Origin of the sequence: Rhizobium sp. BE258 (assembly GCF_031457345.1) — a bacterium.
GTDB lineage: Bacteria > Pseudomonadota > Alphaproteobacteria > Rhizobiales > Rhizobiaceae > Rhizobium.
Genome location: NZ_JAVDWL010000001.1, coordinates 547,086 through 571,343, shown reverse-complemented (window position 1 = coordinate 571,343; position 24,258 = coordinate 547,086). Strand labels below are relative to the sequence as shown.

The 24,258-nt window shown below is 63.1% G+C and carries 22 protein-coding genes; 16 read left to right on the top strand and 6 right to left on the bottom strand.

What is annotated here, in order from left to right; all coding sequences use genetic code 11:
- Positions 1 to 69: 69 nt before the first annotated feature.
- From J2X43_RS02755 to J2X43_RS02730, 6 genes are all read left to right on the top strand, one after another.
- The gene (locus J2X43_RS02755) at positions 70 to 1,014 is read left to right on the top strand and encodes an ornithine cyclodeaminase family protein (protein WP_112388716.1); all 945 of its coding nucleotides are present in this window, start codon (positions 70 to 72) and stop codon (positions 1,012 to 1,014) included.
- A gap of 27 nt (positions 1,015 to 1,041) precedes the next feature.
- Positions 1,042 to 2,175 (top strand): aminotransferase, encoded by a 1,134-nt coding sequence (locus J2X43_RS02750; RefSeq protein WP_112388717.1) that lies wholly within the window; start codon positions 1,042 to 1,044, stop codon positions 2,173 to 2,175.
- An 81-nt stretch (positions 2,176 to 2,256) separates the two neighbouring features.
- Complete coding sequence (locus tag J2X43_RS02745; protein ID WP_112388718.1) at positions 2,257 to 3,036, top strand: transporter substrate-binding domain-containing protein; 780 nt, start codon at positions 2,257 to 2,259, stop codon at positions 3,034 to 3,036.
- A gap of 46 nt (positions 3,037 to 3,082) precedes the next feature.
- Positions 3,083 to 4,450 carry a M20/M25/M40 family metallo-hydrolase gene (locus tag J2X43_RS02740; protein ID WP_112388719.1) on the top strand — a complete coding sequence of 456 codons (1,368 nt, stop codon included), beginning with the start codon at positions 3,083 to 3,085 and terminating at the stop codon, positions 4,448 to 4,450.
- Positions 4,443 to 5,114, top strand: a complete 672-nt coding sequence (locus tag J2X43_RS02735; protein ID WP_112388720.1) for an ABC transporter permease subunit — start codon at positions 4,443 to 4,445, stop codon at positions 5,112 to 5,114. The genes J2X43_RS02740 and J2X43_RS02735 overlap by 8 nt, the downstream gene beginning before the upstream one ends.
- Positions 5,115 to 5,116: 2 nt before the next feature.
- On the top strand, positions 5,117 to 5,800 hold the full coding sequence (locus tag J2X43_RS02730) for an ABC transporter permease (RefSeq protein ID WP_112388721.1): 684 nt from the start codon (positions 5,117 to 5,119) through the stop codon (positions 5,798 to 5,800).
- Positions 5,801 to 5,818: 18 nt separating this feature from the next.
- On the opposite strand, the gene scpA is transcribed toward J2X43_RS02730, so the two are convergent.
- Together scpA and J2X43_RS02720 are read right to left on the bottom strand one after the other, a co-directional pair.
- Positions 5,819 to 7,957: a methylmalonyl-CoA mutase gene (scpA, locus tag J2X43_RS02725; RefSeq protein WP_112388722.1), complete on the bottom strand. Its 2,139-nt coding sequence runs from the start codon at positions 7,955 to 7,957 to the stop codon at positions 5,819 to 5,821.
- A 112-nt stretch (positions 7,958 to 8,069) separates the two neighbouring features.
- Positions 8,070 to 9,272 (bottom strand): MFS transporter, encoded by a 1,203-nt coding sequence (locus J2X43_RS02720; RefSeq protein WP_310290742.1) that lies wholly within the window; start codon positions 9,270 to 9,272, stop codon positions 8,070 to 8,072.
- Positions 9,273 to 9,578: 306 nt separating this feature from the next.
- Between J2X43_RS02720 and J2X43_RS02715 the strand changes: the two genes are divergently transcribed.
- The 3 genes from J2X43_RS02715 (at position 9,579) to J2X43_RS02705 (ending at position 13,464) form a co-directional block, all read left to right on the top strand.
- The gene (locus J2X43_RS02715) at positions 9,579 to 10,628 is read left to right on the top strand and encodes an ABC transporter ATP-binding protein (protein WP_112388724.1); all 1,050 of its coding nucleotides are present in this window, start codon (positions 9,579 to 9,581) and stop codon (positions 10,626 to 10,628) included.
- 117 nt (positions 10,629 to 10,745) lie between these two features.
- The gene (locus J2X43_RS02710) at positions 10,746 to 11,750 is read left to right on the top strand and encodes an extracellular solute-binding protein (RefSeq protein WP_162698698.1); all 1,005 of its coding nucleotides are present in this window, start codon (positions 10,746 to 10,748) and stop codon (positions 11,748 to 11,750) included.
- Positions 11,751 to 11,802: 52 nt separating this feature from the next.
- Positions 11,803 to 13,464, top strand: a complete 1,662-nt coding sequence (locus J2X43_RS02705; RefSeq protein WP_112538245.1) for an iron ABC transporter permease — start codon at positions 11,803 to 11,805, stop codon at positions 13,462 to 13,464.
- 34 nt (positions 13,465 to 13,498) lie between these two features.
- On the opposite strand, the gene J2X43_RS02700 is transcribed toward J2X43_RS02705, so the two are convergent.
- From J2X43_RS02700 to J2X43_RS02690, 3 genes are read right to left on the bottom strand one after another with little or no spacing between them, the layout of a single operon-like run.
- A complete protein-coding gene (locus J2X43_RS02700) occupies positions 13,499 to 14,491 on the bottom strand; it encodes an aldo/keto reductase (RefSeq protein ID WP_162698699.1) in 993 nt (330 codons plus the stop codon).
- Complete coding sequence (locus tag J2X43_RS02695) at positions 14,488 to 15,363, bottom strand: amidohydrolase (protein WP_112388727.1); 876 nt, start codon at positions 15,361 to 15,363, stop codon at positions 14,488 to 14,490. Before J2X43_RS02695 ends, J2X43_RS02700 begins: the two co-directional genes overlap by 4 nt.
- A gap of 12 nt (positions 15,364 to 15,375) precedes the next feature.
- The gene (locus tag J2X43_RS02690; RefSeq protein WP_112388728.1) at positions 15,376 to 16,362 is read right to left on the bottom strand and encodes an aldo/keto reductase; all 987 of its coding nucleotides are present in this window, start codon (positions 16,360 to 16,362) and stop codon (positions 15,376 to 15,378) included.
- Between the two features lie 205 nt (positions 16,363 to 16,567).
- Here J2X43_RS02690 and J2X43_RS02685 point away from each other — a divergent pair, with 205 nt between their 5' ends.
- The 6 genes from J2X43_RS02685 (at position 16,568) to larA (ending at position 22,462) form a co-directional block, all read left to right on the top strand.
- The gene (locus J2X43_RS02685) at positions 16,568 to 17,719 is read left to right on the top strand and encodes an ABC transporter substrate-binding protein (RefSeq protein WP_310290735.1); all 1,152 of its coding nucleotides are present in this window, start codon (positions 16,568 to 16,570) and stop codon (positions 17,717 to 17,719) included.
- Positions 17,720 to 17,820: 101 nt separating this feature from the next.
- Positions 17,821 to 18,690 carry a branched-chain amino acid ABC transporter permease gene (locus tag J2X43_RS02680; protein WP_112388730.1) on the top strand — a complete coding sequence of 290 codons (870 nt, stop codon included), beginning with the start codon at positions 17,821 to 17,823 and terminating at the stop codon, positions 18,688 to 18,690.
- Between the two features lie 19 nt (positions 18,691 to 18,709).
- The gene (locus J2X43_RS02675) at positions 18,710 to 19,729 is read left to right on the top strand and encodes a branched-chain amino acid ABC transporter permease (protein ID WP_112388731.1); all 1,020 of its coding nucleotides are present in this window, start codon (positions 18,710 to 18,712) and stop codon (positions 19,727 to 19,729) included.
- Complete coding sequence (locus tag J2X43_RS02670; protein WP_112388732.1) at positions 19,726 to 20,448, top strand: ABC transporter ATP-binding protein; 723 nt, start codon at positions 19,726 to 19,728, stop codon at positions 20,446 to 20,448. The genes J2X43_RS02675 and J2X43_RS02670 overlap by 4 nt, the downstream gene beginning before the upstream one ends.
- Positions 20,445 to 21,173 (top strand): ABC transporter ATP-binding protein, encoded by a 729-nt coding sequence (locus tag J2X43_RS02665; RefSeq protein ID WP_112388733.1) that lies wholly within the window; start codon positions 20,445 to 20,447, stop codon positions 21,171 to 21,173. Before J2X43_RS02670 ends, J2X43_RS02665 begins: the two co-directional genes overlap by 4 nt.
- 2 nt (positions 21,174 to 21,175) lie before the next feature.
- Positions 21,176 to 22,462 (top strand): nickel-dependent lactate racemase, encoded by a 1,287-nt coding sequence (larA, locus tag J2X43_RS02660; protein WP_310290729.1) that lies wholly within the window; start codon positions 21,176 to 21,178, stop codon positions 22,460 to 22,462.
- Between the two features lie 4 nt (positions 22,463 to 22,466).
- Here larA and J2X43_RS02655 read toward each other — a convergent pair whose 3' ends face one another.
- Entirely contained in the window at positions 22,467 to 23,213 is a 747-nt protein-coding gene (locus J2X43_RS02655; protein WP_112388735.1) for a FadR/GntR family transcriptional regulator, read from the bottom strand.
- A gap of 98 nt (positions 23,214 to 23,311) precedes the next feature.
- Here J2X43_RS02655 and J2X43_RS02650 point away from each other — a divergent pair, with 98 nt between their 5' ends.
- Entirely contained in the window at positions 23,312 to 24,256 is a 945-nt protein-coding gene (locus J2X43_RS02650) for an NAD(P)-dependent oxidoreductase (RefSeq protein ID WP_310291263.1), read from the top strand.
- The last annotated feature ends 2 nt before the right edge of the window (positions 24,257 to 24,258 follow it).

The window sequence follows — 24,258 nt, the reverse complement described above, 5'->3', positions numbered from 1 at the left end:
TGGGGCACCTACGCGGGAACGGATGTTTGCGCGCGGCCGTCTGCCCCGCATTTAAAGGCGAGGTCATTCATGTCGCAACAGCCAATCGTTCTCCACGAAGCCGATATCACCGCTCTTCTTCCGAAAGTGGACGTCCGCTCGGTGCTGGAGCGCATGTTCCGCTCGCTGGCAGATGGCGATGCCGTTCAGCCGCCGCAGACGCTCAGCCTTTTCCCGCGCGATGCCGGCGACTTCATCACCTATCTCGGCGTGCTCTCGGGCGAGAAGGTCTTCGGCGCCAAGCTTTCCCCCTACATCCCCGGCGACGGCAAGGCGCTGGTCACGGCCTGGACGCTGCTGATGTCGATGGAAACGGGCACGCCGGTACTGCTCTGCGATTCCAAGAAGCTGACCACCGAGCGCACCGCGGCGACATCGGTCATCGCCGCCGATGTCCTGGCGCCTTCAGATGCGTCGGTGCTCACCATCGTCGGCTCCGGCCCGGTGGCGCTTGCCCATCTACGCTATGCGGAAACGATCCGCGCCTGGAAAGAGGTGCGCATCGCATCACCGAACGTCGCCAGCCGCAAGGACATTCCTGCGACGATCGCCAGTGGCGTTGCGGTCAGCCAATACGCCGATGCCAATGCCGCCGTAGCGGGCGCCGACGTGGTGCTGCTTTGCACTTCCTCGGGCAAGCCCGTCATAGACGTTAAGTCGCTGTCGAAATCGGCCGTCGTGACCTCGATCAGCACCAATGCCGCCAATGCCCACGAGGTCGATCCCGCGGCCCTACAGGGCTTCGACGTCTATTGCGATTACCGCGCGACGACACCGGCATCAGCAGGCGAAATGAAACTGGCTGCCGCCGCCGGACAATGGAGTGCTGACGCGCTTTGCGGCGACCTGCCCGAACTGCTGGCTGGCAGAGCCAAGGCTCCGAGCTGCGAACGCCCGGCCTTCTTCCGCTCGATCGGCCTTGGCCTCGAAGACGTTGCGGCCGCCGTCGCCCTGCTCGCCGCCGCCCGCGCCTAAGACACAAGCAATAGCCAGGAGAATGACATGAAGATCCGCAATTTCGGCGTCGAGATTTGGATGAACAAATACGAGAACGTCTGCGAGCTGAACCTCGCCGAGACCTGCGTCGAATCGCTGACCGTCGGCGAATTGCTCGACATGGCAGGCAAGACGGATATCGCCGCCGAATTGCTGCCGCTGAAGCTCACCTATGGCGAGATCGAAGGCAGCGTGCGGCTGCGCAACCTGGTTGCCGGCCTCTACGAGCGCCAGAAGCTCGAGAATACCGTAATCACCCACGGCGCGATAGGCGCCAACGCACTCGTTCACCTGACCCTCGTCGAAAAGGGCGATCGCGTCATCTCCGTGCTGCCGACCTACCAGCAGCACTACTCGATCCCCGAGAGCATCGGCGCCGACATCCAGATCCTAAAGCTCACCGAAAAGACCGGCTTCCTGCCCGATCTCGAAGAGCTGAAGAAGCTGGCGACCCCGGGCACCAAGCTGATCGCCATCAACAACCCGAACAACCCGACCGGTTCGCTGATGGACCGCGCCTATCTCGAAAAGATCGTCGAGATTGCCCGTGCTTGCGGCGCCTGGATCCTCTGCGACGAAGTCTATCGCGGCACGGATCAGGAAGGCGCAGACGGCATGACCGCCTCGATCGCCGATCTCTACGAAAAGGGCATCAGCACCGGCAGCATGTCGAAGACCTATTCGCTGGCCGGATTGCGTCTCGGCTGGATTGCCGGTCCGGAAGATTTGATACATGCGGTTTCCGTTCATCGCGACTACAACACGATCAGCGTCGGCCGCCTCGACGACCACTTTGCGGCGATCGCGCTCGAAAATCGCGACAAGATCCTGAAGCGTAGCCATCATATCACCCGCAGCGGTCTCTCCATCCTCTCGGACTGGGTCGATGCCGAGCCGCTGATTTCTTGGATCAAGCCGAAATCCGGCACCACGGCCCTGCTGAAATACGATCTGCCGATCTCCTCCGAGGACTTCTGCCTTCGCCTTCTCGAACAGAAGGGCGTCATGCTGACGCCGGGCAGCGCCATGGACATGGAGGGCTACCTGCGCATCGGCTACACGAATGGCGAAGCGGTACTCCACGAGGGCCTGAAGCGCATTTCGCAATTCCTGAAGGAGGCCGCCGTTTCGGCCGCCTGATCTCCTCGAAAACCCAAGAATTCCAGCCGCCCGGTTGCGGGCGGCGGATTGAGTCCGTTTCCAAACAAAAGGGGAATTTCCATGAAACGACTTTTGACAGTGCTCTCGCTTTCGCTTCTCGCGGGCACCGCCTTTGCCGACGAGCTTCGCATCGGCACCAGCGCCGATTACCCGCCGTGGGAATCGGTCGATGCCAGCGGCAACATCATCGGCTTCGACAAGGATGTCGGTGACGAGATCTGCAAGCGCATCGCCGCCACCTGCAACTGGCAGAACCAGGCCTATGACGGCCTGCTGCCGGGTCTTCAGGTCGGCAAGTTCGACCTCGTCATCTCGGGCGTGTCGATCAACGACGAACGCTCGCAGAAGGTCGATTTCTCGGCCGCCTATGCCGACGCTCCGAACGCGATCGTCACCGCGCCAGGCAGCGATGCAGCCTCGGCCAAGTCTGCCGCCGATCTCACCAAGGCCCTCGCCAAGGCTTCGATCGGCGTTCAGTCCGGCTCGACCCACGAGCAGGTGATCCGCGCCCATTTCCCGGATGCCGACGTACGGGTCTACGACCGTCCCGACCAAGTTGCCGACGACCTCGTCGCTGGCCGCATCGATGCCGGCCTGATGGAGCGTTCCGCCTGGGAGCCGCTCATCAAGGATCGCGGCGCCGACAAGCTCGCCTATGCAGGTCCGCTGCTGACCAGCGCCGACTTTGCCGAATTCGGCAAGGGCCAGGGCGTTGCCATGGGCAAGGGCAAGGCCGAGCTGAAGACCAAGGTCGACGGCGCCGTCGAAGCGATGCTGAAGGACGGTACGGTCAAGACCATTTCCGAGAAGTGGTTCGGCTACGACGCCTCCAAGAAATAATGGCATGCGGGAGGCGGCATGCCCGCCTCCCCTTCCAGGAGAGACCATGCGCATTTCACCCGACATCCTGGCGGCAGCCAGGAACGATCTGTCCGCCCTGGTGGCCATTCCATCCGTCAGCGCCCGTGGCGAAGGCATGGAGGCCTGCGCGGACGAGGTCGAGCGCCTTCTTGCCGAAGCCGGTTTCAGCACAGGGCAGCACAAGGGCGATGTCGGCCCGTTCGTCGTCGGCGAGACCGGCGATGGACCGTTCACGCTTGTCATCTACAATCACTACGACGTGCAGCCGGAAGACCCGGTCGCCCTCTGGACTGATCCGCCCTTCGTGCTCACCGAGCGCGATGGCCGCCTCTACGGCCGGGGATCGGCCGACGACAAGGGCGAGTTCATCAGCCGCATAGCCGGTTGGAATCTTTTCCGCCAAGCCCATCCCGGCGCCCTGCCGTTCAAGCTGATCTGGATCGTCGAAGGCGAAGAGGAGATCGGCAGCCCGTCGCTGACCCGCTTCCTCGACAGCCGCTTCCCGGACACCAGGGCCGACCTCTGCTGGTGGGAATTCGGCGAAGTCGACAAGTCAGGCCGCCCGATCATTCTTATGGGCTTCAAGGGCATCCTCGCGGTCGAGCTCGAATGCCGCACGGCGCGGGCCGACCTGCATTCGAGCCTTGGCGCTATCTTCGATAATCCGCTCTGGCGCCTTGCGGCCGCCATTGCCTCGCTGCGAGACGCTTCCGGCCGCATCCTGATCGACGGCTTTTATGACGACGTTATGGCGCCGGATGTCCGCAGCCGCGCGCTTGCCGCGACCCCGCCTTTCCCGCTCGAAAGCCTGCAGGCCGAAACCGGCGGACAGCGCCTGCTCGATGGCGTCGATGCTGATACGTTCTACGAGCACCTGAATTTCGAACCCTGCCTGAACGTCAACGGCTTTCACGGCGGCTATGACGGCGAAGGGGCAAAGACCGTTCTGCCCTGCACCGGAATGGCCAAGCTCGATTTCCGGCTGGCACCGGGCCAGCACCCGGTAGAGATCGCCGCATTGCTGCGCCGTCACCTGGACGCGAAGGGATTTGACGACGTCGAGATGAAAATCCTCGATGCCGAGGTTCTCGGCGTCAGAAGCGACCCGTCGCATCCCGCCGTCGATCTGGGGGCGGCACTGCTGGAAAAATGGTTCGGGCGGCCAGCGGTGATCCAGCCGAGTTCGGCCGCCTCGGGGCTTGCGCATCCTTTCGTCCACAAATTCGGCGCCACCCTGTTCGGCGCCGGCCTGACGCATCACGGCGCGATGCTGCACTCTCCGGACGAGAATATCCTAGTCTCCCATTTCGAGAACATGATCGGCTTTTCCGCCGAGTTTTTCGCGGCCCTTTGCGAGAGCGCAGTGACCCGGGAGGCTGCCGCAGATGCTTGATGCCCTCGTCCAATATCACGGACAGCTTCTGCAGGGGCTGTTGACCACCCTGATCGTTGGCGTCGCCAGCTTCGTCGCGGGCTTCGTCATCGCCGCAGCCCTTGCGCCGCTCGCCGTCTATGGCAGTCCGCTGACGCGCAAGATCATTATGGGCTATGTCGGGCTGATCCGCGGCCTACCCGAACTGCTGGTCATCTTCCTGGTCTTCTATGGCGGCACGGTGCTGCTGACCAAGATGATCGGCCGCTATGTCGAAGTCGATGCGTTGACCGCGGGTGTCGTGTCGCTGTCGGTCGTTGCCGCCGCATACCTAACCGAAATCCTGCGCGGCGCTCTGCTCAGCGTCTCGCAGGGACAGTGGGAGGCAGCACTGTCGCTCGGGCTGCGCAAGCCCCGCGCCTTCCTTCTCGTCATCCTGCCGCAGATGATGGTGCGCGCCCTTCCCGGCCTTGGAAACCAGTGGCTGGTGATCCTCAAGGAAAGTGCCCTCGTCTCGGTCGTCGGCCTTGAGGAGCTGATGCGCAAATCGGTGGTCGCCGCCGGCGCGACGCATCAACCACTCGCCTTCTATCTGGCCGCTGCCGGCCTCTATGTTGCCATCACCGGCATCTCGTCCCTTCTCCTGAAGGCGTATGAGCTGCGCCTCACGCCGCATATGAGGTGACCATGCTCTCCTTCGATCTGTTTCTTCCGGCGTTTCTGACCGTCAAGGACGGCTTCATCCTCACCGTCCTGATCACCGTGGCGAGCTTCGCGCTCGGCCAGGTTCTGGCCCTGCCGCTGGCTTTGGCGGTGACCTCCTCGCGCCGTTCTCTGCGCGTGCCGGTCTCGACCTATACGTTCCTGATCCGCGGCAGCCCGCTGCTGGTCCAGCTGTTCATCGTCTATTACGGCCTCGGCCAGATCGATCTGATCCGCCACGGCTTCCTGTGGCCGGTGCTGCGCAGCCCCATCTATTGCGCCATCTTCGCAATCGGCCTGAATTCGGCCGCCTATTCCGCCGAGCTGCTGGCCGGTGCGATCCGCCAACTCCCGGCAGGTCAGTGGGAGGCAGGACAGGCGCTCGGGCTGCATCGCGTGGTGCTATTGCTGAAGATCATCCTGCCGCAGGCCTACCGTGCCATCCTTCCGGCGATCGCCAACGAACTGGTGCTGGTCATGAAGGGCTCGACGCTCGCCAGCGCCGTGACCGTGATGGAAATGACCGGTGCCGCCCGCGTCTTCGTCGCCCGCACCTACGCGCCCTTCGAAACCTTCCTGATCGCCGGTACGCTCTATCTGTTGATGGGTGCGGTCTTCGGCCGGATCTTCCGCTTCATCGAAATGCGGGTGGCGATTCCGGGGCGGTAACGGCCCCGGCCGGTAGCATCAGGTATTTCGCCTGATGCCCTGCAGCAGATCCAGCACGGAGTTTGCGGCATCGAGCACATTCGTCCCCGGCCCGAAGACGGCGGCGACGCCGTGGTCGGTGAGGAACTGATAGTCCTGGCGCGGAATGACCCCGCCGCAGACGACGATGACATCGCCGCCACCCTTTGCCTTCAGCGCCTCGACCAGCTGCGGCAGCAGCGTCTTGTGACCAGCCGCCAGCGACGAGACGCCGATGACGTTGACCTTCTCGCCGATCGCCATCCCGGCCGCCTCATCGGGCGTCTGGAACAGCGGCCCGGCCAGCACGTCGAAGCCGACATCGCCGAAGGCCGAAGAGATGACTTTCGCACCGCGGTCATGGCCGTCCTGGCCGAGCTTGGCGACCATGATCTTCGGCTTGCGCCCGAGGCTCTCCGTCACATCCGCCATGCGGCCCTTCAGCACGGCAAGCTCCGGCTGATCGCGATAGGCCTCGCCATAGACGTCCCTGATCACCTCGGGTACCGCCGCATGATCGCCGAAGGACGCGCGCATCGCATCGGAGATTTCACCGACGGTGGCGCGCGCCCGCGCTGCCTCGACTGCGGCGGCAAGCAGGTTTCCCTCTCCGGTGCGGGCGATGTCTGCAAGGGCTTTCAGGGTTTCGGCAACCTTGACGCCATCACGGCGGCGGCGCGTGTCCTCGATGCGCTTGACCTGCGCGGTCCGCACAGCCGCATTGTCGATCGCCAGGATGTCGAGCTCTTCCTCGGTCTCGAGCCGGTATTTGTTGACGCCGACGATCACTTCGTCGCCCTTGTCGACAGCGGCCTGACGGCGCGTCGCGGCTTCCTCGATCAGCCGCTTCGGCAGGCCTTCGTTGACGGCCTTGGTCATGCCGCCGAGCGCCTCGACCTCCTCGATCAGCGCCCAGGCCTTGTCGGCCAATTCCTTTGTGAGGCTCTCGACATAATAGGAACCAGCCAGGGGATCGACGACCTTGGTCACCCCCGTCTCGTGCTGCAGGATCAGCTGGGTGTTGCGGGCGATGCGGGCCGAGAATTCCGTCGGCAGGGCGATCGCCTCGTCGAAGGAATTGGTGTGCAGCGACTGCGTGCCGCCGAGCACGGCCGACATCGCCTCGAAGGCGGTCCTGATGATGTTGTTATAGGGATCCTGCTCCTGCAGCGAGACACCCGACGTCTGGCAATGGGTGCGCAGCATCAGCGACGAGGCCTTCTTCGGCTGGAACTCCTCCATGATCTTCGTCCATAGCAGACGGGCGGCACGCAGCTTTGCCGCCTCCATGAAGAAGTTCATGCCGATGGCGAAGAAGAAGGAGAGGCGTCCGGCGAATTCGTCGACGTCGAGACCCTTGGCGATGGCCGCCCGCACATATTCGCGGCCATCGGCCAGCGTGAAGGCAAGCTCCTGCACCAGCGTCGCACCGGCCTCCTGCATGTGATAGCCGGAGATCGAGATCGAATTGAACTTCGGCATCTCGCGCGCTGTATACTCGATGATATCGGCAACGATCCGCATCGAGGGCTCGGGCGGATAGATATAGGTGTTGCGGACCATGAACTCCTTGAGGATGTCGTTCTGGATGGTGCCGGACAGAGCCGCGCGCGAAACACCCTGCTCTTCCCCGGCGACGATGAAGGAGGCGAGGATCGGGATGACGGCGCCGTTCATCGTCATCGACACCGAGATCTTCTCCAGCGGGATGCCGTCGAACAGGATCTTCATGTCCTCGACGCTGTCGATCGCCACGCCGGCCTTGCCGACATCTCCTTCGACGCGCGGATGATCGCTGTCATAGCCGCGATGGGTGGCCAGATCGAAGGCAACCGAGACGCCCTGCTGACCGGCGGCAAGCGCCTTGCGGTAGAAGGCATTGGAGGCTTCGGCGGTCGAGAAGCCGGCATATTGGCGGATGGTCCAGGGGCGTCCGGCATACATCGTCGCCCGCGGTCCGCGGGTGAAGGGAGCAAAGCCCGGAATGCTGTCCAGATGACCGGCGCCCGCGATATCCTCGGCCGTATAGAGCGGCTTGACGTCGATGCCCTCAGGCGTGTGCCAGACAAGCACATCCGGAGAAGCCTTCAGCTCCTTCGCGGCAAGCGCCTGCCAATCGGCCACGGTCTTCTTCGTCATGTCATCCTCCGGCATGTCATTGCGCCGCACGCTATCACCAGGAATGCATGCGGCGCGATAGGGCCTTAGGATAATTTACACGAGCCTTCCCGTCACGCTTCCGCGTGCCCGGTCACCCGTGCGCGTGTCTGGGGATCTTCGGCAGGAAGATCGTCAGCAGGCCGAGCAGCGGCAGATAGGAGCAGATCTTGTAGATGAACTCGATGCCGTGGCTATCGGCGAAATCGCCGAGGAAGGCGGCGCCGAGACCACCGGCGCCGAAGGCGAAGCCGAAGAACACCCCGGCAATCAGCCCGACGCGGCCCGGCACCAGCTCCTGCGCGAAGACGACGATCGCCGAGAAGGCCGAAGCGAAGATCAGGCCGATGACGACGCTGAGAACGCATGTCCAGAAGAGGTTGGCATAGGGCAGCATCAGCGCGAAGGGAATGACGCCGAGGATCGAGAACCAGATGACGAAACGGGCGCCGAGACGATCGCCGATCGGGCCGCCGAGGAAGGTGCCGACGGCAACCGAGCCCAGGAACAGGAATAGCATCAGCTGCGCCTGCTGCACGCCGAGCTGGAAACGGACGATGACATAGAAGGTGAAGTAGCTCGAGATACTTGCCATGTAGACGTTCTTCGTCGCGGTCAGAAGCACGAGGATCAGCAGCGCGATCACCACCTTGTTCTGCGGCAACGGCAGGGTGCGGCTGACGGCCGGCTTGCCGGCATTCTGGCGGCGGTGGCTCATGTACCAGTTGCCGACCCAGCCGAGCACGATCATGCCGATCAGCGCGATGCCCGATAGCCAGGAAACGCTGTGCTGGCCGAGCGGGAAGACGATGAACGCGGCGATCAGCGGGCCGATCGCCTGACCGGCATTGCCGCCCACCTGGAAGAAGGACTGTGCAAAGCCGTGACGGCCGCCGGAGGCCAGCCGCGCGACGCGCGAGGACTCCGGATGGAAGACGGCGGAGCCGAAGCCGATGAGGCTTGCCGCAACGAGCAGCAGCTCGAAACTGCCGGCATTGCCCAGCAGGATCAGGCCGCAGAAGGTGCTGGCCATGCCGACTGGCAGCGAATAGGGCATCGGCCAGCGGTCGGTGAAGATGCCGACGAAAGGCTGCAGCAGCGACGCGGTGACCTGGAAGGTCATCGTCAGCAGGCCGATCTGTACGAAGTCGAGGTTATAATTGGCCTTGAAGAGCGGATATAGCGACGCAAGAAGCGACTGCATGATATCGTTCAGCATGTGGCAGAAGCTGACTGCCATCAGGATCGACATTGTCGTCTTCTGGAAACGCGGCGCGGTTTCGCTCACTACGGCCATGAATATATCCTCCTGCAACAGGATTCCTTGCCTGCTGCGGTCATGTGATGAAGAAATGGAAGCGTTCGGGACCGGGTGAAATCCTCCCGGTGGCGTTCGCTAGCACAGCATCTATCGCAACTTCTGCGTCCGGCACAGCCCGCTTTGGCCAAGAGCGGTACGCCAATGCCTAAAATTTGCGCGCCTGCGCCATTTTTGCTGCGCCTCCGAAGACTGGCGTTGAACGCGGGATTTCGGGCGGTGGTTGTACGCGGGCCTTGGGCTCCCTAAAGTAAGGCGGTTCGAACCAAGCTTCCAAGGACCCGCATGCAGGACAAGGCCTCTTCACCCGCGCTCGAGATATCAGCGATCCGCCGCAGCTTCGGCGCCCAGGCAGCACTTGCCGGCCTGTCGCTGACCGTCGCCCGTGGCGAGATCGTCACCCTGGTCGGCCATTCCGGCTGCGGCAAGTCCACGCTTCTCCGGGTGATCGCAGGCATCGAGCGGCCGGATGGCGGAGCAGTGGTGCTGGAGGGCGAGATGGTGTCCGGGCCGGACCGCTTCGTCGAGCCGGAAGAACGCAAGATCGGTTTCGTCTTCCAGGACTATGCCCTCTTTCCGCATCTGACGGCGATGCAGAACATTCTCTTCGGTCTGCGCAGGCGGCCAAAGGCCGAAGCGGCAGCGATGGCGGCGGAAGTCATCAGCATTGCCGGGATCGGCCATCTGACGGACCGCTACCCGCATATGCTCTCTGGCGGCGAGCAGCAGCGCGTGGCACTTGCCCGGGCGCTGGCGCCGCGGCCGCGCATCCTGCTGATGGACGAGCCATTCTCCAACCTCGACCAGGGGCTGCGCGAGCAGGTCCGCACCGAGACGATCGCACTTCTGAGAACACTCGGCACCACCGCCATCATCGTCACCCATGATCCGCAGGAGGCGCTGTCGGCGGGCGACCGGGTGGTGCTGATGCGGGCGGGTGAGATCGTTCAGGTGGGAACCGGCTACGATCTCCACGACCGGCCGAACTGCGCCTATGCCGCCGAATTCTTTTCGCTGGCGAACAAGATTCCCGGCATCAGCAGGAACGGCCGCATGGAAACGGCAATCGGCAGCTTCGCGCATGGGCTCGACCTGCGCGACGAGGAAAGCGGCACCGTCTATGTGCGCTTCCAGGATATCACGGTCTCGGTCGATGAAGGTGACCTGCCGGCCCGCATCATCAGGCGCTCCTTCCAGGGGGAAATCGAGGAACTGACGCTCGATGTCGAGGGTCTCCAGGCTCCGATCCGGACCCGCACCATGCGGCGCCTGCCGGACGATGCGCAGAGCGTGCGAATCTCGATCGCTCCCGAACGGGTGCTCGCCTTCGCCTGAACGGGTGAGAACGCCATCACGAAGCCGTGATGGCGGCGACTTAAACTTGACTATCCCCCTCAAGAACTGCAGCTACGGAGCGCAGTCATTTACGGGGGTAGTATGATGCAAACCAAAATGTCCGCGGCATTCGCCGCTTTTTCTCTGTGCGCTCTTCCGGTCACCGTTTCGGCCGCCGAGCTCAATCTCTACACGACACGTGAGCCGGCGCTGATCGCGCCGCTTCTGGAAGCCTACACGGCGAAGACCGGCACCAAGGTCAACACCGTGTTTCTCAAGGACGGTCTTGCCGAACGTGTGGCAAGCGAAGGTGCTGCCTCTCCGGCAGATATCCTGATGGCCGTCGATGCCGGCAATCTGGTGGATCTCGCCGAAAAGGGCGTCACCCAGCCGATCGAGTCCGCAACGCTCAACGCCGCCATTCCAGAACAGCTTCGCGATGCGAAGGGCTACTGGTTCGGCCTGTCGATGCGCGCCCGCGTGCTCTATGCCGCCAAGGATGTCGATCTGACGGCCTTCAACTACGAGGATCTCGCCGATCCCAAGTGGAAGGGCAAGATCTGCATCCGCTCTGGCCAGCATCCGTACAACACGGCGCTGTTTGCGGATTATATCGCCCATTACGGCGAAGCCGAAACCGAAAAGTGGCTTTCCGGCATCAAGGACAACCTCGCCCGCAAGGCGGCCGGTGGTGACCGCGACGGCGCAAAGGATATCCTCGGCGGCGTCTGCGACATCGCCATTGCCAACTCCTACTATGTCGGTCTGATGCGCTCCGGAAAGGGCGGCGAAGACCAGGTCAAGTGGGGTGAGGCGATCAAGGTGGTCCTGCCGACCTTCAAGAACGGCGGCACGCAGGTCAACATCTCCGGTGCGGCCGTTGCCAAGCATGCGCCAAACAAGGAAGAAGCCGTGAAGCTTCTGGAATATCTCGTCTCCGACGAGGCCCAGAAGATCTATGCCGAAGCCAATTACGAGTATCCGGTCAAGGCCGGCGCCTCTGTCGATCCGATCATCGCCTCCTTCGGCGAATTGAAGATCGACAGCAAGCCGCTGGCCGAAATTGTCGGCTACCGCAAGGAGGCGAGCGCGCTCGTCGACAAGGTCGGTTTCGACAACTAAGGCGATCGGGGCGGCTGCACCTGCGGGCGCCCCTTTCCGTTCGGATGATTGCATGTCCCTGACATCAGTGGCAGATCGCCCCGCAAGGCGGCCGGTCAGCGCCTGGCTTTCCGGAGCCGGGCTTGTTGCGTTTCTCGTCATCCTGCCCTTCGGCGGCCTCGCCTTCGAAGCGTTCAAAGGCTCGCCGTCGCTCTGGAGCCATCTGTTTTCGACGATCCTGCCGGTCGCCCTTGCGGATACGGTGATCCTGCTCGGCGGGGTCGGCCTGATGACGGCGGCAATTGGTACGCTGACGGCTTGGCTGGTGACAGCCTACGACTTTCCCGGCCGCCGCGTGCTGGAATGGGCGCTGCTGCTACCGCTCGCGGTGCCGACCTATATCATCGCCTACGCCTATCTCGATATCCTGCATCCGATCGGCTCCGTGCAGGGCGCGATCCGCTGGCTGCTCGGCTATGAGAGCCCACGGCAGTTCCGCTTGCCCGATATCCGTTCGATGACGGGCTGCATCCTGCTGCTCGGCATGGTGCTTTATCCCTATGTCTATATTCCTGTCCGGGCGATGTTCCTGACGCAGTCGGCCAATCTCATCGAAGCGGGACGGATGCTCGGCATTAGCAGGCGCGGCGTCTTCTGGCATATCGCCCTGCCGCTTGCCCGCCCGGCCGTTGCCGTCGGCGTCAGCCTGGCATTGATGGAAACACTGAACGACGTCGGCGCCGCCGAATTTCTGGGCGTGCGGACCCTGACGGTCTCGATCTACACGACCTGGATCACCCGCACCGACCTGCCCGGCGCATCGCAGATCGCGCTGGCACTGTTTTTCATCGTCGTAGCCCTGATTGCCATCGAGCGCTGGGCCCGGCGCAATCAGCGCTACGCAACCGACAGCCGCCGCAGCCGCGGCCTGCAGCCGCAAAAGGTCTCTCCGTCCAAGGGTCTCCTTCTCTCTGCTCTCGGCTTCCTGCCTGTTATCCTCGGCTTCGCGGCGCCGGCTGTCTATCTGGCCTCGGAGGCCTGGAAGCGCTTCCGCTTCGCCGGGGTTTCCGCCAATTTCCTCAGTGAAGCCGGATACACAGTGCTCTTCGCCTCGGTCGCCACCGCCGCGGTCATCCTTCTCGGCCTTCTGCTTGCCTATGCCGGCCGTCTATGGCCGGGTGCAGGCTCATCCTTGCTGATGCGGATTGCGGAAACCGGCTATGCCGCACCGGGAACAGTCGTGGCGATCGGCGTGCTGATCGTCCTCGGCAGTGCGGACAGGATGATCTTTCATGCCGGTACTCAATGGTTGGGCGTCGTCACCGGATTGTTCTTCATGGGATCGGGAGCGGCCCTCGTCTATGCGCTGGCGGTTCGCTTCCTGGCGATTTCGGCGGGCGGCATCGACGCCGGACTGGCGCGCATTCCTGTCACGCTCGACCACGCCTCGCGCACACTTGGCCAGACACCATCAGGCACCTTCCGCCTCGTGCATCTGCCGCTGTCGAAGACGGCGATTGCCGCCGCTGCGCTGCTGGTCTTCGTGGATTGCGTCAAGGAACTGCCGGCGACCCTGCTGCTGCGCCCGCTGAATGTCGAGACTTTCGCCACGCATCTCTACGGCGAGGCAGCGAGGGGAACATACGAGGAGGCATCGATCGCCGCTCTCGCAATCGTCCTCGTCAGCCTCCTGCCCGTCATCCTGCTCTCGCGGGTCGGCACCACAAGGCGCTGAAAGGCACCCGCGCGGTTTGCGCGGGCGCTCTGTCCTAGCGTTCGCGCTCGAACAGCGCGTCGGTTTCCTGCCACAGGGCATCAGGGATCGGCAGCTTCGCCCAATCGAGATTCTGCGCAATGCGCTCCGGCCGGCTCATGCCGAGAACGGCGGCGGAGACGTGTGGATTGCGGAAGGCGAACTGGATCGCTGCCGCCTGCAGGGGGACGCCGTGACGCTCGCAGATCGCCTCGATCCGCTTGGCCCGGGCGACGACTTCCTCCGGCGGAGCACCGTAATCGAAGGTCGTGCCTGAATTGCCCGGACCCGTGGCGAGAATGCCCGAATTGAACACCCCGGCGACGACAATCTCGACACCCCGATGAGCAGCTTCCGGCAGCAGGTCGGCTTCAGCCGCCCGGTCGAGCAGGGTATAGCGCCCGGCCATCATGACAGCGTCGAGCGCGCAGGCCTTCATGAACCGTGTTGCAACATCGCTCTCATTGACGCCGACGCCGATCGCCTTGATGTGACCGGCCTTTCTGAGATCGTCGAGCGCCCGGTAGCAGCCTTCGACGGCCTCGTTGAAACGCCGCTCATAGGCATCCCCATGGGTGAAGCGATCGACATCATGGATATAGACCAGATCGAAATCGGCAATGCCGAGCCGGTTTGCCGATTGCTCGAGCGAACGCATCGTTCCGGCATAGCTGTAGTCGAAGAACGGCTTGAGGCGCAGCGGCGAGGCCCACAGACCGTAATCGACCTTCTCGCCATAGGGCGGCGCCATATAGCGGCCGGCCTTGGTGGAGACCGTGACGGTCTTGCGATCGATGGTTCGCAGGAAGGTGCCAAGGCGCAATTCGCTGAGACCGTGGCCATAGAGCGGCGCGGTGTCGAAATAGCGCATCCCGCCGTCAAAGGCGGCAGCCAGAACATCGGCCGCCTGCGCCTCGGTCACATCCCGGTAGAGCGTTCCGATGCCGCTCGCGCCGAAGCCGAGGCGGGAGGCAAAGCCGATCTTGCTCGAAGTCATAACCGCCGTCATGCCCGGTCCTCCCCAAAGCCTGGAAGCCGGTAGACCTCGATCGCGTTCAGTCCGAAGATCCGCTCCCGCTCGGCGCTCGACAGATCCTTGAGGCATTCCTGCAGCGCCTCGACGACACGGTCGTAGCTTGCCGCTACCAGGCAAACCGGCCAGTCGGTGCCGAACATGCAGCGATCGGTGCCGAAGACATCGAGCACTTCATGGACGTAGGGCTTCAGGTCCTCAGGCGTCCAGCTCTGCCAGTTGGCTTCCGTCACCATGCCGGAGACCTTGCACCAGACGTGGTCACGTTGCCCTTTGAACTGGCGGATCAGCACCGCCCATTCGTCGAAACCGCCATTGCGGATTTCTGGCTTCGAGATGTGGTCGAGCACGAAGCGCGTTTCAGGGAAGGCTTCCACTGTCGCGATGCAGGAGGGCAGTTGCGGCAGGTTCGGCACGAGGTCATAGACGAGCCCGGCAGCCTCGACAGCTTCCAGGCCCTTCTTCACGTCATCGCGCAGCAGCCAGTTCGGGTCACTTTCCGTCTGGATAAGGTGCCGGACGCCGACCAGCCACTTGCCCTGAGGCGACGATTGCAGTTCGGCAAGCGTCTGGACGAGTTTCGGATCGGTCAGATCCACCCAGCCGACGACGCCGGCGACGAAATCCGTCGCCTCCGCCGTCCTGATGAAATCCCAGGTCTCGCCGAGATCGTTCCAGGTCTGCACCAGAACGGTTCCGTTGACGCCATTCTTCTGTAGAGCCGGGCGCAGGTCGTCCGGCTCGAACACGCGGTTGATCGGTTCGAAGGGGCCGCTCAGCCAGCCATAATCGCCACCGCTTTTGGGATCCCAGAAGTGATGATGGGAATCGATGATCGGGCTTGTCATGGTTGACGCTCCCTACCAGCGCTGATGAACATATTGCTTGATGTAGGTGTCGTAGATCGACCTGATCTCCCGCATCGCGCTGTCGGAAATCGCCGGCAAGCTGGCGGCCTCGGCATTGGAGCTCGCCTGCGCCGGATTGCGGGCGCCCGGAATGGGGAGCGTGACGGCGTCGAACATCAGGATCCAGCGGAGCGCGAATTTCGCCATGGTCGTATCGCCGGAGACCAGGGGACGAACCTTTTCGACCGCCTCCAGACCGACCTCATAGGGTACGCCGGAGAAGGTCTCGCCGACATCGAAGGCTTCGCCGTTGCGGTTGAAGAGCCGGTGGTCATTGCTCTCGAACTTGGTGTCCTTCTTGAACTTGCCCGACAGCAGCCCGCTTGCCAGCGGCACGCGGGCGATGATCGCCACCTTCTTTTCCTCCGCCTGCTTGAAGAAATGCTCGATCGGGCGCTGGCGGAAGGCGTTGAAAATGATCTGGACACTGACGACGCCGGAATATTCGATCGCCTTCAGCGCTTCCTCGACGCGCTCGACGCTGACGCCGTAATTGCGGATCTTGCCCTGCTCCACCAGCCGGTCCAGACGTCCGAAAACTTCAGGGTGATAGTAGAGATCCGTCGGCGGGCAATGCAGCTGGACGAGATCGAGGCAATCGGTCTCAAGGTTCTTGAGGCTGCGATCGATCCAGCCGTTCAGGTTCTCCGCGCTATAGCCTTCGACGGACTGTTCGGGCAGGCGGCGACCGGCCTTGGTAGCGATGAACGGGCGTTCGCCGCCGCGTTCCTTCATCACCTTGGCGATCAGGCGTTCCGAATGGCCGTCGCCATAGACATCGGCCGTGTCGATAAAGGTGACGCCGGTGTCGAGAGCGGCGTGCAGGGCGGCGAGCGCCTCCGTATCGTTGACCTCTCCCCATGCGGCGCCAATCGCCCACGCGCCAAATCCGATCTCGCTGACCTTGCGGCCTGTCCGGCCGAACTCCTTCGTTCGCATCTCTCACTCCCTGATTTGCGGTGACCGGCGGGCCGGTACTGTCTGGTTAGACTTGCTTGACATTCTCCGTCAACCCAATTATCAGAAAACAGGGTTGTACGACAACCCGGTAAGTACGCAAAATCTGCATCGGGAGGATGAGACCGTGCGATCACTTGTTTTGGGAGGCATTTCTCTAGCGCTTAGCCTCGGCGCGTCACTGCAAATGGCATCGGCTGAAGACACGATCAAGATCGGTGTCGTGGCCGCAGAATCCGGCGCTTTCGTCTCGGCCGGTCACACCTTGCCGGCGGGCGTTGGCCTAGCGGTCAAGGAAATCAACGACGCGGGAGGCGTCAAGGTTGGTGACAAGACCTACAAGGTCGAGATGGTGAAGCGCGACGACCGCACAGACATCTCCACCGCCATTGCCGCGACCCAGGAACTGGTTCGCGATGAAAAGGTTTCGGCGATCTTCGGTTCGGAAACCCACGACTTTACATTGGCGATGACCAAGATCACCCAGCCTGCCAAGGTGATCCAGTTTGCCGGCAACAGCACGCTGGCAAAAATCCTGAACCCGCAGTCCGTCGCCCCCGGCGCCGAAGACCATTACCTCTTCCAGTCCGAGCCGCAGGAATTCCAGCGCTCCGGCTCAACGGCCCGCGGCGTTCTCAGCCTGCTGACCCCGCTCGTCGGCCACCCGCTGAAAAAGTCTGTGGTCATCGTCGGCAATGACGCGACCGGCCAGTTCCTGACCTCCTATTACGTCAAGGCACTGAAGGCCGAAGGACAGGAAGTGCCTGAAGTCATCTCCTATCCGCCCGACACCACCGACTTCTCGCCGTTCCTGACGCGCGCCAAGAGCCTGAACCCTGACGTCGTGCACTTCTGGTACAACGGCGACTCGACGCTGACGGCCCTGCCGCAGGCGCTCGAACTCGGCGTTGCCCCCAGCTACTTCCTGTTCGGCGTCGACCCGGGCATCTGGAAGGAACGAGGCCTGACCGCCGACGTGCCGGTCGCCATGAGCTGCGTGCCGATCTGCTGGGGTGAATCTTCCAACGCCAATGCGAAGACCTATTTCAAGGCCTACTTCGCTGCCGGCGCACCGAAGGGCGTAACTTCCTCGGTCTCGCTGCTCTACTACGACTATGTCCATATGCTCGCCGAAGCCTGGACCAAGGCCGGTTCGCTCGATCCGGACAAGACCGTCGCAGCCCTGGAATCGCTCCATCACAAGGGCGTGGTTTCCGATGACCTCTCCTTCAACAAGAGCCATCAGGTGACGCACGCAACCGAGGTCTGCGCTGCAGCACCGGGCGGCGACATCTCCTGCGCGATGCAGCAGCCACCCGCCGAAGCCCCCGCGGAATAAACTGCCGATGCGCCTCCCGCCGGCCCCCTGCGCCGGCGGGACTTTCGTCATTGAAAGCGGACGCGCCTGACGCGCAGTCCCCGTAACAGCGGAACAGAGCTGTGGACATTCTCATTCAGCAAATCCTCAACGGCCTGTCGATCGCGAGCGTCATCACGCTGATCGCCGTCGGGGTCACCTTGATCTTCGGCCTGACCGGCATCATCAATTTCGCGCATGGCGAATTCCTGATGGTCGGCAGCATCGTCACTTGGCTTGCCGTGCAAGCCGGCCTCGGATTCTTCATCGCTCTCGTGCTCGCCGTCCTTGCCGTCGGCGTCATGGGCTTCGTGCTTGAACGCGGGCTGTTTCGCTTCACGCTGACGCGGCCGACCAATGGCTTCATCGTCTCGCTCGGGCTGATCGTCGTGCTGCAGCACATCGTCATCTTCTTCTACGATCCGAACCAGAAGAGCATTCCACGCCCGCTGACCGGCATCTGGGATATCGGCGGCGTCCGCATCGCCTCGGTTCGCGTCATGGTCATTCTCGTCACCATCGCGGTCGTGGCACTGACCTTCGCCATGGTCACCCGCAGCCGCTATGGACGCGCGCTGCGCGCCGCCGTCGATGATCGCGATACGGCTGCACTGATGGGCATCCCGGTCCGTCGCTACATCACCGGTGTCTTCGTGCTCGGCAGCGCCCTTGCCGGTCTCGGCGGCGCGTTGCTCATCGCCCTCTTCCCGATCACGCCGTTCACCGGCGGCACCATGGTGATGAAGGGTTTTGCCGTGGCGCTGATCGGCGGCCTCGGAAACCTGACCGGTGCTGTCGTCGCCGGCCTGATTCTCGGCATCGTCGAAGGCTTCAGCGCCGGCTACGGCTTCTCCGCCTGGACAGACGCCTATTCCTTCGCCCTGATGATCCTGGTTCTGCTCTTCCGCCCGAATGGACTGTTCGGCGGCACGAGCGGCCCGAAAATGGCCTGACGCGCGAAAGGCACATGCTATGAACAATTCACTTTCGTCGCTCCGCTCACTGATACCGGCTCTGGTCGTGCTGGCGATCCTTGCCTTCGTCCCGACGCTTGGCGCCAGCAACCGTATGCTGTCGCTGGCGATCTCGGCCGGCATCAACATCGTCGCGCTCTATGGCCTCTCGGTGCTGTTCGGCCAGACCGGTATCCTCTCCATGGGCCATGCGGCCCTTGTCGGCGTCGGCGCCTATGCGGCGGCGCTGCTTGCCCGCGATACCGGCATCAGCTTCTGGGTGGCACTGCCGCTTGGCGGCATCGCCGCTGCCGCCTTCGCGGCCATCATCGGCGTCCCCTCGCTGCGCGTCTCCGGCCACCACTTCGTCATCATGACCTTCGCCTTCGGCCAGCTGCTGACCATCGTTCTGACAAATGGCGGTGATTTCACCGGTGCCGCGACTGGGCTCGACCTGCAATTGCCGGTCAGCTTCTTCGGCATGCGTCTCGATGATCTCGTCCCCTATTATTTCGTCGTGCTGGCCTTCGTGGCACTCAGCGCCATCGCCAGCTGGGGGATCATCAACTCGCCCTATGGCCGGACGCTGCGCGCCATCCGCGAAAACGAGAAACTGGCCGCCTCGCTCGGCATCAATGTCGGCCGCCACAAGATCGGCGCCTTCATCGTCAGCGGCGTCTTTGCCGGTGTCTCGGGCGTGCTGCTCGCCTATTTCCTGCGGCACATCTCGCCCAGCCAGTTCTCCTCCTTCCCGAGCATCTATTTGGCGCTGATGGTGATGATCGGCGGCGCGCGCCTGCTGCTCGGGCCGATCGCCGGCGGCATTCTCGTCTCCTTCCTGCCTGAGGTCCTGAACCTCGATCCCGTCGAATCCCGAATCCTCTACGGCGTCTGCCTGATCGCCGTCATCCTGCTGCTCCCGAACGGCCTGATCGCCGGCCTCATCGACGGCTGGAACAGGCTCGTTCGCGGCCCGGCGCAAAAGCAGGCGTCGCGCCAGGCGGCAACTGCCACGCATGCTTCGGAGGCAGGCCGATGAACGCCATTCTTGAGATCAGCGGACTGAAGAAGCAGTTCGGCGGCGTCACAGCACTATCCGGTGTCGACCTGTCGATCGAAGAGGGCGAGATCCTCGGCATCGTCGGCCCGAACGGTTCCGGCAAGACGACGCTCTTCAACGTCATCACCGGCGTCTACCGGCCGACCGAGGGGCATGTCCGCTGGCGCGGGCGGGATATCACCAGTCTCGCCGCCCATGAAGTGTCGGGCGCCGGTATCGGCTACACCTTCCAGCAGGCCATGGCCTTTCCGGGCCTCACCGTCTGGGAAAACGTCCAGATCGCCTGCGAGCATGCGCGCAAGACGAGCCGACCCTATCCCTGGACAACGCCCGCCGCCCTGCTCGATTTCGTCGGACTGACGGCGCTCGCAAATGAGCGCGCCGGCGTTTTGCCCTTCGGCAATCTGCGTCTCCTCGGCATCGCGCTGGCGCTCGCCACGCGGCCCTCGCTAATCCTGCTTGATGAGCCGGCGGCAGGCCTGAACGACAAGGAAACCGCAACGCTGGTCGGGCTGGTCAAGCAGTTCCCGGCCCACGGCATCAGCGTCTGCGTCATCGATCACGACATGAAGCTGATGCAGATGCTCTGCAAGCGGCTGGTCGTCCTCGATTTCGGCTCGAAGATCGCCGACGGGCCGACACAGGACGTTCTTTCCAATCCGAAGGTGCTCGAAGTCTATCTCGGAGGTGCGCTGTGAACCTGCTCGATGTTTCCAATGTAACAACAGGGTATGGCCCAACGGTCGTCAACCGCGATGTCTCCGTCACGCTCGGCGAGAACGAGGTGATCACCATTCTCGGCCCGAACGGCGCTGGCAAATCGACTTTGCTGCGCACCATCGTCGGCCTCGTCAAACCGCGCGCGGGAACGATCAGCTTCGCCGGCGAAAACGTGACGGGCCGTACGCCCGATATCATGGCCAAGCGCGGTGTGGTTCTCGTGCCGGAAGGACGGCGGATCTTCGGCGACATGACCGTCGAGGAAAACCTGCGTCTTGGCGCCTATGCGCGGCGTGACACCGACGCTGTCGAAGCCGACGTCAAGACGATGGAGCGCTTCTTCCCGATCCTTGCCACCAAGCGGCAGCAGAAGGGCGGCTCGCTGAGCGGCGGCCAGCAGCAGATGCTGGCGATCGCCCGCGGCCTGATGGCGAGACCCCGCGTGCTGCTGCTCGACGAGCCGTCGCTCGGGCTTTCCCCGCTGCTCGTCAAGGAAATCCAGACGATCATTCTCGACATCGGCAAGACCTTCAACGCCTCCGTTCTACTGGTCGAGCAGAATGCCGGCCTGGCGCTTTCCGTCGCCACCCGCGGCTATCTGATGCAGAACGGCCGCATCGCGACGTCGGGGCCGATCGCAGAACTCAAGGACATGTCGCTGATGCGCGAGCTCTATCTCGGCGGCGTGGCGGAGCAGGTGTGACGATGGACACGATCGCTCTTTCCTACGGCCGCGGCCATCTCGACATCACGCTTCCGCCGGGCGCCCGGCCGACGGTGATCCGCAAGCAGCAACTGCCGAAACTCGCCGATGGCAAGGCGGCGGTGATCGAGGCGCTGCGCCATCCGGTTGCCTCCAAACCTCTTGCTGACCTTGCAAAGAACCGCCAAAGCGCCTGCATTCTGATCTGCGACATCACCCGGCCGGTGCCGAACCGGCTGTTTCTGCGCCCGATGATCGAGACGATGATCGCGTCGGGCATTCCGCAGGAGAAGATTTCGGTGCTGGTCGCCACCGGCCTGCACCGGCCGAATCTCGGCGATGAGCTGGCCGAACTGGTCGGCGATCCCTGGGTGCTCGAAAATGTCCGCGTCGAAAACCACTATGCCAGAGACGAGGACGCCCATATCGATTTCGGCTTCACCAAGACGCGGAACACGCCGGTCAAGCTCGATCGGCTGTTTGCCGAGGCCGATCTCAGGATCGCCACCGGCCTTGTCGAGCCGCATTTCATGGCAGGCTGGTCGGGCGGACGAAAGGTCATTGCCCCGGGCGTTGCCCATCACGAGACGATCCGGACATTCCACTCGGCACGCTTCATGGAAGACCCGCTGGCCGTCCAATGCAATCTGATCGGCAATCCACTGCACGAGGAGCAGCTGGAAATCGTCCGGATGCTCGGTGAGGTCTATGCGTTGAATACCGTGCTGGATGAGGATCGCGATCTCGTCTGCGTCACCTTCGGCGAGATCATCGCCAGCCATCAGGCGGCGGTCGATTTCGTCAGCGGCGCGACACAGATCCCTCTCGACCGGAAGTTCTCCACCGTCATCACCTCTTCGGCCGGCTATCCGCTCGACAAGACCTACTATCAGACCATCAAGGGCATGGTGACGCCGCTCGATATCCTGAAGCCCGGCGGCACGCTGATCATCGCGTCGGAATGTTCGGAAGGCTTCGGTTCACCGGAATTCCGCGAGGCGCAGGCAAGACTGGTCGAGCTCGGACCCGATCGGTTCCTGGCGACGCTGACGGCAAAGAGCCTAGCAGAGATCGACGAGTGGCAGACGGAGATGCAGTTGAAGCCGATGCGGCTCGGCAGCGTCGAGCTCTATACGACCGGTCTTTCGGGCGACGACCGGACGCTGACAGGCGTCGGCATGATCGACGATATCGAGACGGCAATCGCCCGCAGCATCAGCGCCAACGGCGATGCCGATGTCGCCATCATCCCGGAGGGGCCTTATGTCGTGCCTCGATATGCGGCGTGAGTGCTTAACGATGAAGGTTGGCGTCGCGCAACTCTTCGAAGCGCGCGGTGCTCTTCGACAGGTGATTGCGCAGCGCCTTGCGGGCGGCCGCTTCGTTGCCGTCGCGGATCGCGGCGAAAATCGCATGGTGCTCCTTGCGCATCCGCTCGGCATGCTGCTCGCGCCCGGCCGCCGTCATCTTGTCGAGCCGGGCCCACTGGCGCGGCACCATCGCATTGCCGAACGTGTCGAACAGCCGTCCGTAATAGGAATTCTGCGTCGCAACGAGGATCGAGCGATGGAAGGCAAAGTCTTCCTCGGCGCCATAGCCGCCTTCGGCTATCGCCCGGTCCAGCGCATCGAGCCGGTCCTGCATGCGGACGATATCCTCCGGCGTGCGCCGGAGCGCCGCGAGACCGGCAGCCTCATATTCGATGCCGAGGCGCAATTCGAGAACCCGCAGCACCTCGTCGATCGATTCCAGATCGTTGGGGATGATCGAAAAGGAACGCGGCGTCGGATCGTTGGAAACGAAGGCGCCGAGCCCCTGGCGGGTCGTAATCAAGCCTTTCGCACGCAACGTCGCAAGCGCCTCACGCACGATCGTGCGGCTGACGCCCGTCGCTTCCATGATCGCCTGCTCGGTCGGCAGCCGCTGGCCGGGCTTCAGATCGCCGGACTCGATCTGGGCGATCAGGCTGTCAGCCAGCCCGCTGCGCAGATTCGGCGTCTGCGGGATGGTGTTGAAAACGGCGTTGTCCCTGTCCTTCATGCTGTCGCGACGTCCATTCTCGCCGTCAGGCGGCGGCCGGGGAATAATGCCGTTGCTACCGCATACCAGCACAAAAAGCAAAAGCCCGCCCGGCGGGGATAACCAGAACGAACGGGGAGGAAAGAATGAAAGAGAAAATCGGCTTCATCGGTCTCGGTGCAATGGGATCAGGCATGGCGGCCAATCTGCTGTCGAAAGGCTGGCCGCTGACCGTCATGGCCCACAGAAAGCGCGAGGCCGTCGAGCAGTTGAAGGCGCAGGGCGCCAGCGAAGCGGCGACGCCCAAGGCACTGGCGCTGGCATCGGATGTGGTGGTGCTCTGCGTCACCGGTTCCGAGGAAGTTCAGCAACTCCTGTCCGGTCCAGATGGCCTGCTCGCCTCCGGAAGGCGGATGCTTTTGATCGACTGCTCGACCTCCAACCCCGCCGTGACGATCAAGCTCGCTGCCGAACTTTCCGAGCAGGGCATCACGCTCGTCGATGCGCCACTCGCCAGAACGCCGAAGGAAGCAGCCGAAGGCAAGCTGGATGTGATGGCGGGAGGCTCTGCCGATGGCATTGCCCGCGCCCGGCCGATCCTCGAAGCCTTCGCCGCCCGCATCATCGAGACCGGCCCTGCTGGCACCGGGCACACGATGAAGCTGCTCAACAACTTCGTGTCGATGGGTTACTCGGCGATCTATTCGGAAGCATTGATGATCGCCGCGAAGGCCGGGTTGACGCCTCAGGTATTCGACAGCGTGCTGCGCGGCAGCCGCATGGATTGCGGTTTCTACCAGGCCTTCTTCGAATTCGTGTTGAACCGCAACGAAAACGCTCAGCGCTTTGCCATGGCCAACGCATTGAAGGACATGTCCTATCTGGCATCGCTGGCCCAAGCGCTTCAGGCGGTAAATCCGGTCGGCGCAGCCGTGCGCAACAGCTTTGCGACGGCGGTCGCCGCTGGCCATGGCCAATCCTTCGTGCCGGCCCTTTCGGATGTCATCGCGGCTGCAAACGGTGTCTCGCTGACTGAAGCAGCGGACGGAAAACAGGGCGGATGACC

Coding starts and splice junctions, on each gene's coding strand:
- J2X43_RS02685 (WP_310290735.1), top strand. CDS start 16,568: ATGGCATCGGCTGAAGACACGATCAAGATCGGTGTCGTGGCCGCAGAA.
- J2X43_RS02710 (WP_162698698.1), top strand. CDS start 10,746: ATGTCCGCGGCATTCGCCGCTTTTTCTCTGTGCGCTCTTCCGGTCACC.
- J2X43_RS02735 (WP_112388720.1), top strand. CDS start 4,443: ATGCTTGATGCCCTCGTCCAATATCACGGACAGCTTCTGCAGGGGCTG.
- J2X43_RS02730 (WP_112388721.1), top strand. CDS start 5,117: ATGCTCTCCTTCGATCTGTTTCTTCCGGCGTTTCTGACCGTCAAGGAC.
- J2X43_RS02715 (WP_112388724.1), top strand. CDS start 9,579: ATGCAGGACAAGGCCTCTTCACCCGCGCTCGAGATATCAGCGATCCGC.
- J2X43_RS02745 (WP_112388718.1), top strand. CDS start 2,257: ATGAAACGACTTTTGACAGTGCTCTCGCTTTCGCTTCTCGCGGGCACC.
- J2X43_RS02655 (WP_112388735.1), bottom strand. CDS start 23,213: ATGAAGGACAGGGACAACGCCGTTTTCAACACCATCCCGCAGACGCCG.
- J2X43_RS02695 (WP_112388727.1), bottom strand. CDS start 15,363: ATGACAAGCCCGATCATCGATTCCCATCATCACTTCTGGGATCCCAAA.
- J2X43_RS02670 (WP_112388732.1), top strand. CDS start 19,726: ATGAACGCCATTCTTGAGATCAGCGGACTGAAGAAGCAGTTCGGCGGC.
- J2X43_RS02690 (WP_112388728.1), bottom strand. CDS start 16,362: ATGCGAACGAAGGAGTTCGGCCGGACAGGCCGCAAGGTCAGCGAGATC.
- J2X43_RS02705 (WP_112538245.1), top strand. CDS start 11,803: ATGTCCCTGACATCAGTGGCAGATCGCCCCGCAAGGCGGCCGGTCAGC.
- J2X43_RS02755 (WP_112388716.1), top strand. CDS start 70: ATGTCGCAACAGCCAATCGTTCTCCACGAAGCCGATATCACCGCTCTT.
- J2X43_RS02700 (WP_162698699.1), bottom strand. CDS start 14,491: ATGACGGCGGTTATGACTTCGAGCAAGATCGGCTTTGCCTCCCGCCTC.
- J2X43_RS02750 (WP_112388717.1), top strand. CDS start 1,042: ATGAAGATCCGCAATTTCGGCGTCGAGATTTGGATGAACAAATACGAG.
- J2X43_RS02720 (WP_310290742.1), bottom strand. CDS start 9,272: ATGGCCGTAGTGAGCGAAACCGCGCCGCGTTTCCAGAAGACGACAATG.
- scpA (WP_112388722.1), bottom strand. CDS start 7,957: ATGACGAAGAAGACCGTGGCCGATTGGCAGGCGCTTGCCGCGAAGGAG.
- J2X43_RS02675 (WP_112388731.1), top strand. CDS start 18,710: ATGAACAATTCACTTTCGTCGCTCCGCTCACTGATACCGGCTCTGGTC.
- larA (WP_310290729.1), top strand. CDS start 21,176: ATGGACACGATCGCTCTTTCCTACGGCCGCGGCCATCTCGACATCACG.
- J2X43_RS02740 (WP_112388719.1), top strand. CDS start 3,083: ATGCGCATTTCACCCGACATCCTGGCGGCAGCCAGGAACGATCTGTCC.